This is a genomic window from Bradyrhizobium sp. WSM1743 (assembly GCF_000473065.1).
Classification (GTDB): domain Bacteria; phylum Pseudomonadota; class Alphaproteobacteria; order Rhizobiales; family Xanthobacteraceae; genus Bradyrhizobium.
Genome location: NZ_AXAZ01000001.1, coordinates 209,748 through 223,914 on the forward strand (window position 1 = coordinate 209,748; position 14,167 = coordinate 223,914).

Here is a 14,167-nt window from a genome sequence, read left to right on the forward strand (position 1 = left end):
ACCGAAGAGCGGCAAGGCCGTGATAGGTGATTTGGGACACTATACGGACACTAATCGCCTATCACGTTGAACTTACGACATCTTTTGTTCTGTCGTTTCTCCCACAAGGGGAGAAGGAAAGAGGACCGTGCTTCGCCGCTCATCCCTTGGGCAAATGCAGGTCGCAAAGCCGTCGCACAGGGAATAAGCAGACGCCGATCGCCGGCGTAACGTTCTGAGCACGCAGCAAATTCCCTCGCCACCCGCGCCCCACCGCAATTGTACACAATGGCACGGCGCTTGCAGAACTCCTGGCCAAGAGAGTTCTCGCGGGGGTCTGCGTCATGTTGAACTCAGCCAAGCCGACAAAGGGCGTCGTCAGCGCCGAGCCCGAGCCGATCGCGCTCGACTGGCCCGCCACCGCGCTTCTGATCATCGACATGCAGCGCGACTTCATGGAGCCCGGCGGCTTCGGCGAAACGCTCGGCAACGACGTCAGCCAGCTTGCGCGCGCGGTGAAACCGATCGGCATGGTGCTGACGGCGGCGCGCGACACCGGCATGCTGGTGATCCACACGCGCGAGGGGCATCTGCCCGATCTCTCCGACGCGCCGCCGGCAAAGATCGAACGCGGCGCGCCGAGCCTTCGTATCGGCGATCTCGGTCCGATGGGACGCATCCTCATTCGCGGTGAGGCCGGCCACGACATCATTCCCGAGCTCTATCCGCTCGACAGCGAAATCGTGATCGACAAGCCGGGGAAGGGCGCCTTCTACGCCACCGAGCTCGGCGATGTCCTGGAGAATTACGGTATCGAGAATCTCTTGGTGTGCGGCGTCACGACAGAAGTTTGCGTCAACACCACCGTGCGCGAGGCCAATGACCGCGGCTATCGCTGCGTCGTCATCTCCGACGGCTGCGCATCCTACTTCCCCGAATTTCACGAGATGGGCCTGAACATGATCAAGGCCCAGGGCGGCATCTTCGGCTGGGTCGCAAGCTCAGCCGCAGTCTTGGAGGCGATGAAGAGTTCGACCACATTGGGGGTAACATCATGAGCACATTGACGGGGACGGCTGGCAAGTCCGAGATCAATACGTCCGAATTCAAGCCGGCGTTATGGACATCGGGCGACTGGAATGCGTTTTTCGGCTTCGGCACCAACATTCTCGTCAACATGCTGGTGCTCACGGGCCTGCTTCGCTTCGTCCTGAAGATGCCTGATAGCCTCGTGTTCGGCCGCATCCTGCCCGCGCTTGGGCTGATGATGTGCCTCTCCACCTTCTACTATGCGTATCTCGCCTATCGCCTCGCCCAGAAGACCGGCCGCAACGATGTCTGCGCGCTGCCGTCCGGCGTCAGCGTGCCGCACATGTTCATCGTCACCTTCGTGATCATGCTGCCGATCACGCTCAAGACCGGCGATCCGCTCAAGGGCTGGTCGGCGGGTCTCGTCTGGGTGTTCTTCCAGAGCTTCATTCTCATGATCGGCGGCTTCATCGCGCCGTTCATTCGCAGGATCACGCCGCGCGCGGCGCTGCTCGGCACGCTTGCCGGCGTCTCCGTCACCTTCATCTCGATGCGGCCGGCGCTCGAGATGTACATGACGCCGCAGATCGGCCTCGTCTGCTTCGCCATCATTTTGGTGAGCTGGTTCGGCGGTGTGAAATATTGGCGCGGCGTTCCCGCGGGCCTCGTCGCGATCGCGGCCGGCATGATCATCGCCTGGGGCTCGAACCTGTTCGGGCTCGGTCTCGGCGGCTTAAGCATCGCGGGTGTTGGCGCTGCCTTTGCCAATTTCGGCTTTTCTGTGCCGATCCCGGCAGTAAACTATGTCTTCTCCGGCTTCGAATTCCTAGGCATCATCCTGGTCACCGCCATCCCGTTCGGCATCTACGACCTCGTCGAGGCCATGGACAATGTCGAGAGCGCGGAGGCTGCCGGCGACGAATATCCGACGACGCGCGTGCTCACCGCTGACGGCGTCGTCAGCCTGATCGGCTGCCTGATGGGTAATCCCTTCATCAACGCCGTCTATATCGGCCATCCCGGCTGGAAGGCGATGGGCGGTCGGATCGGTTACTCGGCAGCGACCGGCATCATGGTGGTCGTGCTGTCCTGGTTCGGCATCATCGCGGTGCTGCTGGCACTCGTGCCTGTCGTAGCAATCTCGCCGATCCTGCTCTACATCGGCATGCTGATCGGCGCGCAGGCGTTCCAGACCACGCCGGTCAAGCACGCGCCCGCGATCGTGCTGGCGCTGACCCCGCATCTTGCCGCCTGGGCCAAGCTCCAGATCGACACGATGCTCGGCTCCACCATGAACGCGGCGACAACCGTCGGTGGTTTGGCGGCCGACAAGGCCGATGCGGTCAAGGCCGCCGCGATCGCCGCGCTGCCGCAGCAGGGCGTGTTCTATCGGGGTCTTGAGGTGATGGGCGGCGGCTCCATCCTCGGCGGCCTCATCCTGGGCGCGATCGCTGTCTTCATTATCGAGCGCGACTTCGAGAAAGCCTCGGCCTTCGCGCTGGTCGGTGCGGTGCTGACCTACTTCGGCTTCATGCACGGCGAGGCCGTCGGCATCGGCGGCGGCTTTGGCGTGACGCCCGCGGTCGCCCTGGCCTACGCCGTGATGGCCGCTGGCCTGTTCGCCGCCGGCAAGCTCGGCGCCAGCGAACCCTATGCCGCGCATCCGGAGATGTCGGCCGCGCCGGCGGAGTAGGCGCGGCTTTCAATTTCGACGAAGCGGCCGGGCGATGGCCCGGCCGTTCCTGTCTCAAGGACGTATGGCGGGCGTTTCCATCGGCAGGCCATGCGCCCGCGACATCAGGTAAAGCTCGAGCGCGACCAACTCGGGCGAACCGTAGTCATAGGCCTGGGCACGAACGCCGCTCATGCAACTGCGCAGCCGCCGCTCCAGCGACCCCAGCGTCTGCCATTCCAGCCGATAGAGCGGATAGCCGGTCGGCTGCGCTTGCGTGATCGGCGCGCCGGCGAGGCGCTTGTCGAAATTGTCGTCATGGCAGTTGGTGCAGGCGAGGTTGAGCTGCCCCTCGCGCTGCATGTACAGGGCGCGGCCCTGCTCGACAAAGGGCTTGGCTTGCGGATCGTCACCGGCCGTGATCGCGGTGCCGCGCGACTGGTGGGCGATGAAGGCGGACAATGCGAGCAGATCGCGGCTCTCGTAGGGCAGCGGCGCCGCCTGCTGATGATTGGCGCGGCAGAGATTGATCCGCTGATCGAGCGTGACGGGACGGCCGAGGGCCTTGTCGAACGCGGGATAGCGCGCCGCGAGGCCCCTCATGCTGGCGCGCGCATCGCCATGACAATCGGCGCAGGCTTTGTCGGCGCTGCCGGTCTTTTTCGCCCAGAGCGCGTCGCCGTCGAGCACGAACAGCATGCCGGGATTGCTGGTGTCGTCGTCCTGCATGGCCCGCGTGTCGGGCCCCATGAAGGCATAGCCGGACCGGCGCGCATCGGGCGTGATTTCACCGGCAAGCAGGGCAGGGGCCGCGGCGAACAATGTTGCCGCCGCTATCGCGCGCCAAGAGATCATTCGACCGTGATCGATGCCGATGCGGTGGACGAATAGCCGTTGTCGCCGATCCACTCGAACTCGAACTTGCCGCTTTCCTTGGCGACCGCGAAGAACGACAAATACGGGTTCGCCGCGATCGCCGGAAACAGATCGGCGCGAAAAATTTCAGTGCCGTTGTAACGACAGGTGAAGCTCGTGATGATGTTGCGCGGCACCAGCTTGCCGTCGGCGGTGTGGCGGAAGCCGGTCTCCATGATGTGTGAGGTCAGCGTGCGGATCTCGATGATCTCGCCGCGTTTGGCCTTCGAGGGAACGTTGATGAGGGCGGCCATCAGTTCACCTCCTCGGTGCAGGCGGCCAGTGTCACGACGACGTCGGCGGCAATTTGCCAGAACGTGTCGTCGGAGAGGCGCGCTATCGCGACCACCTTCTGGGTGTCGGCGAGCCGAATCCGGGTCGAGACCTGGGCCCGGCCGGAAGAGGGGCCGAAATAGAAATTGCCGATGTTCGGCTGCGGGTTCTTCTCGTTGAAGACGTGGATGCTCTTGACGTGGTCGTCCGCCGTCATGGGACTGGCAACGCTCACCGTCATCGGCACCGTGTTGCCGTTCTCGACCAGTGGCGGAATGTCGAGCTTGACCCTACCGGTGTGAATCTGTGCTTCACCGACCACGTTGCGGATCGCGGTGTTGAGCATCGCCGGCGTTGCCTCGAGCGGCCGCAGCGTGCCGATCGGGATCGTGCCGGCGACCGTCACGCCTCCGGCGAGCCTCAGGAATTGTCGTCGCGTGGTTGGCATGAGCCTAGTCCCGAAGTGTTGCAAGAAAAGCCACGATGTCCTCGATCTCTGCAGCCGACAAGATCGGCTTGCCGGCGAAGTTACGTCCGACGCGGACGAGGCCGTCATTGCGATAGTAGGACGGCATGATGGTGTCCGGATTGAAGCGCGAGGCATCGACCAATCGAAGTCGCAACTGGCTCACCGACCACCTGTTCCCGGCCCCGGAGAGATCAGGCGCAAGGTCGCCCTGGAACCGGGTTTCCGGGAATGGGCCGGAATGGCAGAGGATGCAGGTCGTGGTGCGCGCGAGCACCAGCGCGCGCCCACGCGCGGCATCGCCAGGGAAGCCTGTGAGCGAAGCTGGAATCCCGTCGCCGACGATCTTATAAGGCGCAAGCTCGTTCGCCTTGGTATGCGAGGAGAGGGCGAGGCTCGCTGCGATGAATGCAGCAGTCGCAGATATTGGATGGAATGATCGAGGTCGCCGCGCACTCCTCTTACCTCTCCCGCTTGCGGGAGAGGTCGGCGCGTAGCGCCGGGTGAGGGCTCTTTCCTCTGGGGGAGTCTTCGTTGTGGAAACGCCCTCTCCCCAACCCTCCCCCGCCGGCGGGGGAGGGGGCGCAGCTTGCTGGTGGCGACAGCTTGATCTCATCTTGCGCTAGCCAAAGGTGTCCGCCGTGATGATCTGAAACCAGCGCTCGGCTTCAGCTGCCTCGCGCGCGCGCAATTCGCGCGGAGCGTCGACCGGGCTCGTGGCGCCGCCTTCGACCTCGGCAAAGATGTCGCCCCTCGGCTGGTAGTTGCCGATCAGCGAAAAGCCGTACCCGGGTGCGACGGTGTTGTAGCAGACGCCGGTCAGACGCGGCGTTTCCGGCGTGTGGCCCGCGAGCAGGGCTATGATCGCGCCGGCGCAGACCTTGCCCTGGGCGCTCGCGGCCGCCGCCGATTTGGGGATGCCGCCGCCGAGACAGGCGTCGCCGATCACATGGATGTTTCTGACGAGCTTGGATTCGAAGGTCACGGGATCGATCGGACACCAGCCGGTAGCGTCGGCGACGCCCGCGACCTCGGCGATGCGTCCAGCACGCTGCGGCGGAATGACGTTGGCGACATCGGGGGTGTAGTTGCCGAACTCGGTGACGATGGTTTTGGTCGCAGGATCGACCGAGGTGACGCGGCCGCCTTGCGATAGCGCAATGCGCTCGATCATGTCGCCGTAAAGCTCCTTCCACGCCTTCTCGAACAGCCGCTGCTGCGAGAACGTGTCCTTGGCATCGAGGATCAGAACTTTCGAGCGCGGCTTCTTTGTCTTCAGATAGTGCGCGATCAGTCCTGCGCGCTCATAGGGCGCAGGCGGACAGCGTGAAGGATTAGCCGGGATTGCAATGGCGACCGTGCCGCCGTCGGCCATCCCTTCCAATTGCCGGCGCAGCAAAAGCGTTTGCGCGCCGGCCTTCCAGGCGTGCGGCATCGTCTCCGATGCGACATCGTCGTAGCCGGGCAGGGCTTCGAGATGGAAGTCGATGCCGGGCGAGAGCACGAGCCGGTCATAGTCAAACGTGGTGCCATCACCCGTCGTCACCCTACGCATTTGCGTGTCAATGGTCGTCACAGCCTGAGCGACGATGCGGATACCCTCGGCGGCGAGCTTGTCATAGCCGAACTGCTGCTCCTCGATCTCGCGCAGGCCCGCGACCACCTCGTTGCTGAGGGGGCAAGAGATGTAGGTCTTGTTCGGCTCGATCAGGGTGACCTGCAATTTTGCATCGGCGCGCTTGAGCGCGCGGGCGCAAGCCGCGCCGCCGAAGCCGCCGCCAACGACGACGAGGTGGCCTGCCGATTGCGCGCGCAGGATCGAAGGTGCGGCGAGCGATGTGGCCGCGACGGCGATGCCGAGGGCGGCACTCCGCCGTGTCACCGGCGCATTCATGAGACTTATCCGGAAATTGCTGCGGCGGCGGGCATCGCCGCCGCAGCTGTTCTCACGCGAAGGTGATGTTCTGGTCGCGCAGCGGCACCGAGCGGATGCGCTTGCCGGTCGCGGCGAAGTAGGCGTTGAGCACCGCCGGCGCCGCGACGCCGATGGTCGGCTCGCCGACACCGCCCCAGAAGCCGCCGCTCGGCACCATCACCGTCTCCACCTTCGGCATCTCGTTAATGCGCATCGAATTGTAGGTGTCGAAGTTGGTCTGCTCGATGCGGCCATCCTTGACGGTGCAGCCGCCGTAGAACAGCGCGGAGAGGCCATAGACGAAGGAGCCGGCGACCTGCCGCTCCACCTGCGCCGGATTGACGACGTAGCCGGGGTCGGTGGAGGCGACGATGCGGTGCACCTTGATCTTGCTGCCGTCGGTCACCGAGATCTCGGCGGCGCCCGCGACATAGCTGCCGTAACCCATCACCTGGGCGATGCCGCGATAGACGCCTTGCGGCGCCGGCGTGTTCCAGCCGATCTTCTCGGCAACCGCATTGAGCACCGCGAGGTGCTTGGGATGATTGCCCATCAGCTTGCGGCGGAATTCGAGCGGGTCCTGGCCTGCGGCCTGGGCCAGCTCATCCATGAAGCATTCCATGTAGATCGCGTTATGATTGACGTTGACGCCGCGCCAGAAGCCGGGCGGAACGTGCGGGTTGCGCATTGCATGCTCGATCAGGAGGTTCGGCACCGAATAGCCGAACGCGGCCTCGCCGGATTGGGCGACGCCCTGGAATGCTGCCGGATCCATGCCGTTCTGCAGCGCTTCGGGGCGCAGCGAGAACAGGATCGATTGCCCGGACAGGCGGTAGTGCAGCGCGATCAGATTGTTATTGGCATCGAACGCGCCGGTCATCTTGCACTGGGTGATCGGGTGATATTTGCCGTGCGCCATGTCCTCTTCGCGTGACCAGAGCAGCTTGATCGGCGTACCCGGCATCTGCTTGGCGATCATGACCGCTTGGCGGACATAGTCGGTCTGGCCGCGCCGGCCGAAGCCGCCGCCAAGCATCACCTTGTGGACGTCGCACTTTTCGGCCGGCAGGCCGGAAGCCTCCAGCACTGCCGCGAAGGCTGCCTCTCCATTCTGCGTGCCGCACCAGACCTCGCATTTGTCCGCCGTGTAGAGCGCGGTGGCGTTCATCGGCTCCATGGTGGCGTGGTTCTGGTAGGGATAGCTGTAGACGGCTTCGACCTTCTTTGCGGCTCCGGCAATCGCAGCCTTCGCGTCGCCGTTCTTGTTGCCGACATAGGCCGGCTGCGAATCATTGAGCCCCTCGGCCAGCCACTTCGCAATCGACTCGCTGGAGACCTTGGCGTTGTCGCCCTCGTCCCAGACGATCGGCAGCGCTTCCAGCGCGGTCTTGGCGTGCCACCAGGTGTCGGCGACCACAGCGACCGCGGTGTCGCCGACCTTGACCACCTTCTTGACGCCCTTCATGTCGGCGATCTTGGCTTCGTCAAAGCTCTTCAGCTTGCCGCCGAACACGGGGCAATCCTTGATCGCGGCGTTCAGCATGCCCGGCAGCTTGACGTCGATGCCGTAGACCATCGTTCCGGTGGTCTTGTCGACGGTGTCGAGCCGCTTCACGCCCTTGCCGATCAGCTTCCAGTCCTTCGGATCCTTCAGCTTAACGTCCGCCGGCGGCGTCAGTCTCGCCGCGGCCTCGGCGATCTTGCCGTAGGTCGTGGTCCGGCCCGATGGCGTATGGGTGATGACGCTGTTTGCGGCCGTGCACTCGGACGCCGGCACTTTCCATGCGTCGGCGGCGGCCTGGATCAGCATCACGCGCGCGGTGGCGCCGCCCTTGCGGACATAGTCTTGCGAGGAACGGATGCCGCGGCTGCCGCCGGTGGAGAAATCGCCCCAGACGCGCTTGCGGGCGACGCTCTGGCCGGGGGTCGGATATTCGGTCGTGACCTTGGTCCAGTCGCATTCGAGCTCCTCGGCGACCAGCTGGGCAAGGCCCGTGAGCGAACCCTGGCCCATCTCCGAGCGGGCGATGCGGATCACCACGGTTTCGTCGGGCCTGACCACGATCCAGGCGCCGATCTCGGGCGAGCCGTCGGCGGCGCGAACCACGGCGGGGCCGCCGAAGGGAAGGTCGAGGCCGATGGCGAGGCCGGCACCGACCGCGGCCGTGCCGATGACGAAGGCGCGGCGGTTGAGCCGCGGCGAGATATGCTTGTTCATGTGGGGATTTCCTTACGCGCTTGCGATCGTGTGGATCGCCTCGCGCACCTGCTGGAAGGTGCCGCAGCGGCAGATATTGGTGATGGCCTCGTCGATGTCGGCGTCGGTCGGCTTCGGCTTCTCGTTCAAGAGCGCCGCCACCGCCATGATCATGCCGCTCTGGCAATAGCCGCATTGCGGCACGTCCTGGGCGATCCAGGCCTCCTGCACCTTGTGCAGCATATCGCCCGAGGCGAGCCCCTCGATTGTCGTGATCTTCTTGCCCTCGGCCTCGCTGACCGAGATCCCGCAGGAGCGCATCGCGACGCCGTCGATGTGAACCGTGCAGGCGCCGCATTGTGCAATGCCGCAACCGTATTTGGTGCCGGTCAGGCCGGCATTCTCGCGGATCGCCCAGAGCAGCGGCGTATCCGGCTCGACGTCGAGGGTTAGGGTTTTTCCGTTGATTGTTAGGTTTGCCATCGCAGTCCCCTGATTGGCCCAATCCACCGATTGAACTCAGGGGCGCAATGTGTCCGGCGAACTGGAACTGTTCAAATCAACAGTCCGAGGGGTGGCTGGAATGTATTGCGTCGCTCCTGAGGGGATGGACCGGCGCGTTGTTTTGCCTCATCCCTTCTCGAATGATTCGGGTTGACGCCTTTTCCGTGGGCGCCAATCCGCGGCTTGAAGCGACGTCCGGGGCGGATTGCCGCTGCGAAGAGGCCACAGTTTGTCCTTTTTGCCGGGGTGCAAGATGCGGGCGCTTTGGTACACTGCGCCGACGCAAAAGGAGTTCCATGAACGTGCCGAGTCCCTGCAACGTACTGATGCTCTACCCGCTGTTCTCGGCAGAGTCCTTCTGGAGCTTTGGCGAATCCTGCAAAGTGATGGGTGTCAAGCGTCCCGCTGCCCCTTTGGGCCTGATCACCGTTGCCGCGATGTTGCCCAAGAGCTGGACGATCCGGCTCATCGACTGCAACACGGCGTCCCTCAGCGACAAGGATCTCGCCTGGGCCGACGTCGTCTTCACCGGCGGAATGTTGCCGCAGCAGGCCGACACGCTGCGCCTGATCGAGCTCTGCCGCGCGGCGGGCAAGCCGGTGGTGGTCGGCGGTCCCGATCCCACCTCGAGCCCCCACATCTATGAGCGGGCCGACTTCCGGGTGCTCGGCGAGGCCGAGAGCGTCATCGACCAATTCATCGCGGCCTGGGATAGTGGCGCGCGGTCCGGGGTCTTCACCGCACCGAAGTTCCAGGCCGACGTCACCAAGACGCCGGTGCCGCGTTTCGACCTGCTCAACTTCGAGGACTATCTTTATCTCGGTGTGCAGTATTCGCGCGGCTGTCCCTTCACCTGTGAGTTCTGCGACATCATCGAGCTCTACGGGCGCGTGCCGCGAACCAAGACGATCGAGCAGATGTTCATCGAGCTCGAGACGCTTTACCAGATGGGCTATCGCGGCCATCTCGATTTCGTCGACGACAATTTCATCGGCAACAAGAAGTCGCTGCGGCAATTCCTGCCAAAACTCGCCGAATGGCAGCGCACGCACGGCTATCCCTTCGAGTTCTCCACGGAAGCCTCGGTCAACCTCGCCGACGATCCGGAACTCTTGGAGCTGATGGGGGCGGCGAATTTCTTCGGCATCTTCGTCGGCATCGAAAGTCCGGACCCGGCGACGCTGGTGGCGATGCGGAAGAAGCAGAACACGCGGCGCAACATCGCCGAGAGCATCCATAAGATCTACGCCGCCGGCATGCTCGTCACCGCGGGCTTCATCGTCGGCTTCGACAACGAGAAGATCTCGATGGCAGAGGCCATGATCGAGTTCATCGAGGAGGCGGCGATTCCGGTCGCCATGGTCGGCCTGCTCTATGCCCTGCCGAACACGCAGCTCACGCGCCGCCTTGAGCGCGAAGGCCGGCTGCATCAGGGCCACGATGTGGCGCCGACCATCGGCGCCGATCAGTGCACGGCTGGCATCAACTTCGATCCGGTCCGCCCGTTGCGCGACATCCTGATGGACTACAAGCGGGTGCTGGAGCACATCTATAGCCCGGCGGCCTATGCGGGACGCGTCGACCGCCTGATGACCCTGCTCGACCGATCCAGGCAGCGTCCCGAGCTCGCCGAAGGAGATATCCGCGCCAGGCTCGGGGCGATGGAGACGGTGCACAAGGTGGTCTCCGCCCTTCCCGAGGCACGAGGGCCGCTCTGGCAGACCTTCCTGAACTGCGCCAAGCGCGACACGTCATCGGCGCGCATCGCCGTACAGATGATCGCGGCCTATGCGCATCTCGGACCGTTCTCGCGCAAGGTCATCGCGGCCATCGATGAGCGCCTGGCTGCGCTGGACAACGAGACCGTCACTCCGGCGGCTGTTGGCGTGACGGCGGCCTGACGGCTTACTTCACCGCAAGCCGCAAAAAGCTCATCACGCTGCCGAGCGCAGCAAAACCTGCGCCGAGCGCCAACGCCAGTGTCGCGCCGTCGTGTCCGGCGAGCGCGAAGCACAAAGCGGCGAGCGCCGCGCCGGTCGTCTGTCCCGTCAGGCGCGCGGTGGCGACGATGCCGGAGGCGCTGCCGCTGCGATGTGGCGGCGCGCTCGACATCACCGCCTTCATGTTCGGCGCCTGGAAGAAGCCGAACCCCATGCCGCAGATCACCATCCGCCAGATGATGTCGGCGATGGCGGGATTGGCCGGAAGCATCGCGAGCAGCGCCATGCCGAGGCCGAGCAGCACGAGCCCGATACCGCCGAGCAGGCCGACCGCGTGGCGGTCGGAGAGACGCCCTGCGATCGGCGCCATGATGCCGACCACCAGCGGCCATGGCGTCATGAAGAAGCCGGTCTCGACCTGCGAGCGGCCGAGCACGTCCTCGAAATAGAACGGCAGCGAGACGAAGGCGAGGCCCTGGACTGCGAAGGAGCACACCGCCGTTGCCGCCGACAGCGCGAACATCGGCCTCGCGAACAGGTCGATCGGCAGCATCGGCGCGGGATGATCGGCATGACGGCGGGTGAGGATGAAGCCGAGCACGAGGGCGGTGATCAGCTCGACGCCCACGACCACCGGCGACAGGTTATGCGCGGCGCTGCCGATGCCCGTAATGAACAGGCTGAGGCAGGCGGCGGCGAGGAGCGCGCCGAGAAAATCGAAACCGTGGTCGGCGCGCGGCGTCTTCGGCAGCATCGCAATGCCGATGCCGATGGCGACGAGACCGAACGGAATGTTGACGGCGAACAGCCAGGGCCATGGACCGATCGCCAGGATGGCGGAAGCGATCGAGGGACCGAAGGTGAAAGCGGTCGCGACGACCAGCGCGTTGTGGCCGAAGCCGCGGCCGAGCATCCGGCCCGGATAGACGAAGCGCACCAGCGCCGTGTTGACGCTCATGATGCCGCTCGCCCCCAACCCTTGCAGCGTGCGCGCGACCAGGAGGCTCTCCAGCGACCATGCGACCGCGCAGAACAGCGAGGCGATGGTGAACAGGATGAGGCCGCCGAGATAGATGCGCTGGTGCCCGACGATCTCGCCGAGCGCGCCTAGCGGCAGCAGCGTCGCCACCAGCGCGATCTGGTAGACGTTGACCACCCAGACCGACTGCTCCGGGCTGACATGCAGATCGGCGGCGATGGCGGTCAGGGCGATGTTGGCGATCGCGGTGTCGAGCGAGGCCATCGCCAGCGCGGTGAAGATCGCGGCGATGGCCCAGCGCCGTTGCGTGGCCGGAAGTCCGTCGGCGATGGGGTGGTCGGGCTCTCGCGCGGCGGCAGGTAACGTGATTGTCATTGCGTTAGCGCGTTGCTCCGGCGGTGCGGCTATGCGTGTACTACGGCTCGGCGGCCGGCCACAGGCTCATGCGTGCATGCTGTGTATGCGCCGATGCCGGACGCACCGCGGAAAGGGCAAGGCGAGCGGGGCGCTTCGCCTGTTTTCGGTCCTGGTCACGACGTTCAAAACAAAAAGTCGAAAAACAACCCCATGCACAGTAGAAGCCCCCTTGATCGATAAGGGGATTTTCGAACTGCCTTGCGACGACATTCGCGGCCGCGTTCAAGTTGACCCGTCGGGCAAAACACTGGCGGGACGTCCCGGCTTCGGCCTCGAACATTCCAGCCAGTTGTCGCCAGGTGATAACGCCCGGCCGGCCGACGCCGCGACAGCCGTGGCGGTCACGCCAGCCGCCGATCCCGACGCACTTGCGTCATGGTCTGATCGACCAACGATAACGGGCTTGCGGCTGTCGACTCGCCGCTACTGCCAAATTCGGCGCGGCATCGGCCCGATACCAGTGACTTTTGAACGTCTGCGGATTCGTTTTTCCTCGGCCTTTTCCAGTCGGGTACGAAGGTTCTGAAGCTCTGCCAATTGAGAGCTGAGCGATGAGACACGTTGACGCAGAATCACAATACGGTCGCACACCTGACCACGAGTACTCATGACGCGCCCCTAAACTGTGACTGTTAAAAAAGACCGACGTGGGCGAGAAAACAAAAGGAGCTTAAGCCTATTGGTCCAAATGACCGTAGCACGGGTTCATTCACAAGATGTGAAATAGCTGACACGCACGGCAGGAGACGCGTGGCCCGACCGCGCGGAGCACTGTTGGATCGTGATTTCGAGCGAGAGCCCCAAGTCGATTCCGAGTTCGTCTGCGGAAAACCGCGCTAGAGTACAAGCCCGAGCGCCAACCAGGTTGCAACAGACAAGCAGACGCCAATTCCCAAATACGGCAATGCAATGCGCATCGGTCACTCCTCGGCTCCGAGACGCGACGAGAACACGGTCAGATACGCATATTCGCAGCGCTGTGCCTATATTCCATGCGATGTACGAGCTTTGGCGTGTAACCGCTGGAAGGCAGCGCGCATGATTGAAATCCAGTGCAATGAAGCAAGACTGCCTACCGGAGTGCGGACGAAGTCCGATTGGGCGTTATTGCCGGGTTACCGCGCTGGTGAGGCGGGTAAAGCTGGGCCGTCGGCTGGACCGCCGCAGTTCCCCACTCTTATTTCGAGCGCCCGTTCTGGTTCAAACGAATAATTCAATTTCATTAAAAATTGCGATTTAATTTAGAAAACGAGACGTTGTAAACGTTAGCGCCACATCCTGCGCGAACCCGCAAAATCCAGGGAGGGGCATGTGGCTCGGTGCTTAGCTATCGGTCATGGCGAAGGCAGCGTTCACGCCGCCACGAGGCGGAGCGCATTTCACGGTCCGCTTCTCAGTGGTTCGAGAGCCGAGTTCGAGCTGCAGATGCAGGTCTCCCGTGGAGGAGGGCGATCGCATCTGAGAGCTTTCCCTGTTGCATCCTTCGAGACACAAGCTTCAGGCGGGCTCATCAGGACGAGGATGGAGTGCGCGGCAGCAGTTTCAACGGGCACTGACGCTGATTAGCCTCATCCTGAGGAGGCGCGTAAGCGCCGTCTCGAAGGACGAGGCGTGTGCGCTGGCCGCCGCAACGAGTCATATGCGATTAGCCCTGGCATGGAGAAGGAGCCTTGTTCGGCGCAGCGAGTGCGTTCCGGGCAGGTGGGGGTCCCACACCGGCGGGCGCACCCAAATGATTTAATTTGACTTTGCATTTGGCCAAAATTATATGGATTTTAATTGATTTATTCATTTAATTCGAGCGCCTCGCCGCGCCGGGACATCGTTACGATCCACGCGTGTCATCGGGTGCCGAAACCATGCGAACAGGCCGAGCGATCG

12 protein-coding genes are annotated in these 14,167 nt (G+C 63.8%); 4 read left to right on the forward strand and 8 right to left on the reverse strand.

From position 1 onward, the window contains the following. The first annotated feature begins 323 nt into the window (after nt 1–323). Nucleotides 324–1,037 (forward strand): cysteine hydrolase family protein, encoded by a 714-nt coding sequence (locus YU9_RS0101075; RefSeq protein ID WP_027571096.1) that lies wholly within the window; start codon nt 324–326, stop codon nt 1,035–1,037. Further along, nucleotides 1,034–2,701, forward strand: a complete 1,668-nt coding sequence (locus tag YU9_RS0101080) for a hypothetical protein (protein ID WP_027571097.1) — start codon at nt 1,034–1,036, stop codon at nt 2,699–2,701. The genes YU9_RS0101075 and YU9_RS0101080 overlap by 4 nt, the downstream gene beginning before the upstream one ends. Before the next feature lie 54 nt (nt 2,702–2,755). Here the strand turns inward: YU9_RS0101080 and soxA are convergent, their stop codons facing one another. The 7 genes from soxA to YU9_RS0101115 all read right to left on the reverse strand — a co-directional run bounded on the left by soxA (nt 2,756) and on the right by YU9_RS0101115 (nt 8,929). Continuing rightward, nucleotides 2,756–3,535 carry a sulfur oxidation c-type cytochrome SoxA gene (gene soxA, locus YU9_RS0101085; protein ID WP_027571098.1) on the reverse strand — a complete coding sequence of 260 codons (780 nt, stop codon included), beginning with the start codon at nt 3,533–3,535 and terminating at the stop codon, nt 2,756–2,758. Continuing rightward, on the reverse strand, nt 3,532–3,849 hold the full coding sequence (soxZ, locus tag YU9_RS0101090; protein WP_027571099.1) for a thiosulfate oxidation carrier complex protein SoxZ: 318 nt from the start codon (nt 3,847–3,849) through the stop codon (nt 3,532–3,534). Before soxZ ends, soxA begins: the two co-directional genes overlap by 4 nt. Further along, on the reverse strand, nt 3,849–4,316 hold the full coding sequence (locus YU9_RS0101095) for a SoxY-related AACIE arm protein (RefSeq protein WP_027571100.1): 468 nt from the start codon (nt 4,314–4,316) through the stop codon (nt 3,849–3,851). The genes soxZ and YU9_RS0101095 overlap by 1 nt, the downstream gene beginning before the upstream one ends. Nucleotides 4,317–4,320: 4 nt before the next feature. Then, nucleotides 4,321–4,761 carry a sulfur oxidation c-type cytochrome SoxX gene (gene soxX / locus YU9_RS0101100; RefSeq protein ID WP_027571101.1) on the reverse strand — a complete coding sequence of 147 codons (441 nt, stop codon included), beginning with the start codon at nt 4,759–4,761 and terminating at the stop codon, nt 4,321–4,323. Nucleotides 4,762–4,956: 195 nt separating this feature from the next. Further along, nucleotides 4,957–6,228: an NAD(P)/FAD-dependent oxidoreductase gene (locus YU9_RS0101105; protein WP_027571102.1), complete on the reverse strand. Its 1,272-nt coding sequence runs from the start codon at nt 6,226–6,228 to the stop codon at nt 4,957–4,959. Between the two features lie 52 nt (nt 6,229–6,280). Next, nucleotides 6,281–8,467 carry a xanthine dehydrogenase family protein molybdopterin-binding subunit gene (locus YU9_RS0101110; RefSeq protein ID WP_027571103.1) on the reverse strand — a complete coding sequence of 729 codons (2,187 nt, stop codon included), beginning with the start codon at nt 8,465–8,467 and terminating at the stop codon, nt 6,281–6,283. A gap of 12 nt (nt 8,468–8,479) precedes the next feature. Then, nucleotides 8,480–8,929, reverse strand: a complete 450-nt coding sequence (locus YU9_RS0101115; protein WP_027571104.1) for a (2Fe-2S)-binding protein — start codon at nt 8,927–8,929, stop codon at nt 8,480–8,482. Between the two features lie 317 nt (nt 8,930–9,246). On the opposite strand from YU9_RS0101115, the gene YU9_RS0101120 reads away from it, so the two are divergent. Continuing rightward, nucleotides 9,247–10,851 (forward strand): B12-binding domain-containing radical SAM protein, encoded by a 1,605-nt coding sequence (locus YU9_RS0101120; protein WP_027571105.1) that lies wholly within the window; start codon nt 9,247–9,249, stop codon nt 10,849–10,851. Between the two features lie 4 nt (nt 10,852–10,855). Here YU9_RS0101120 and YU9_RS0101125 read toward each other — a convergent pair whose 3' ends face one another. Beyond that, nucleotides 10,856–12,244, reverse strand: a complete 1,389-nt coding sequence (locus YU9_RS0101125) for an MFS transporter (protein WP_027571106.1) — start codon at nt 12,242–12,244, stop codon at nt 10,856–10,858. Nucleotides 12,245–12,455: 211 nt separating this feature from the next. Here YU9_RS0101125 and YU9_RS47265 point away from each other — a divergent pair, with 211 nt between their 5' ends. Continuing rightward, nucleotides 12,456–12,812, forward strand: a complete 357-nt coding sequence (locus YU9_RS47265) for a hypothetical protein (RefSeq protein ID WP_156951601.1) — start codon at nt 12,456–12,458, stop codon at nt 12,810–12,812. Nucleotides 12,813–14,167: the final 1,355 nt, after the last annotated feature.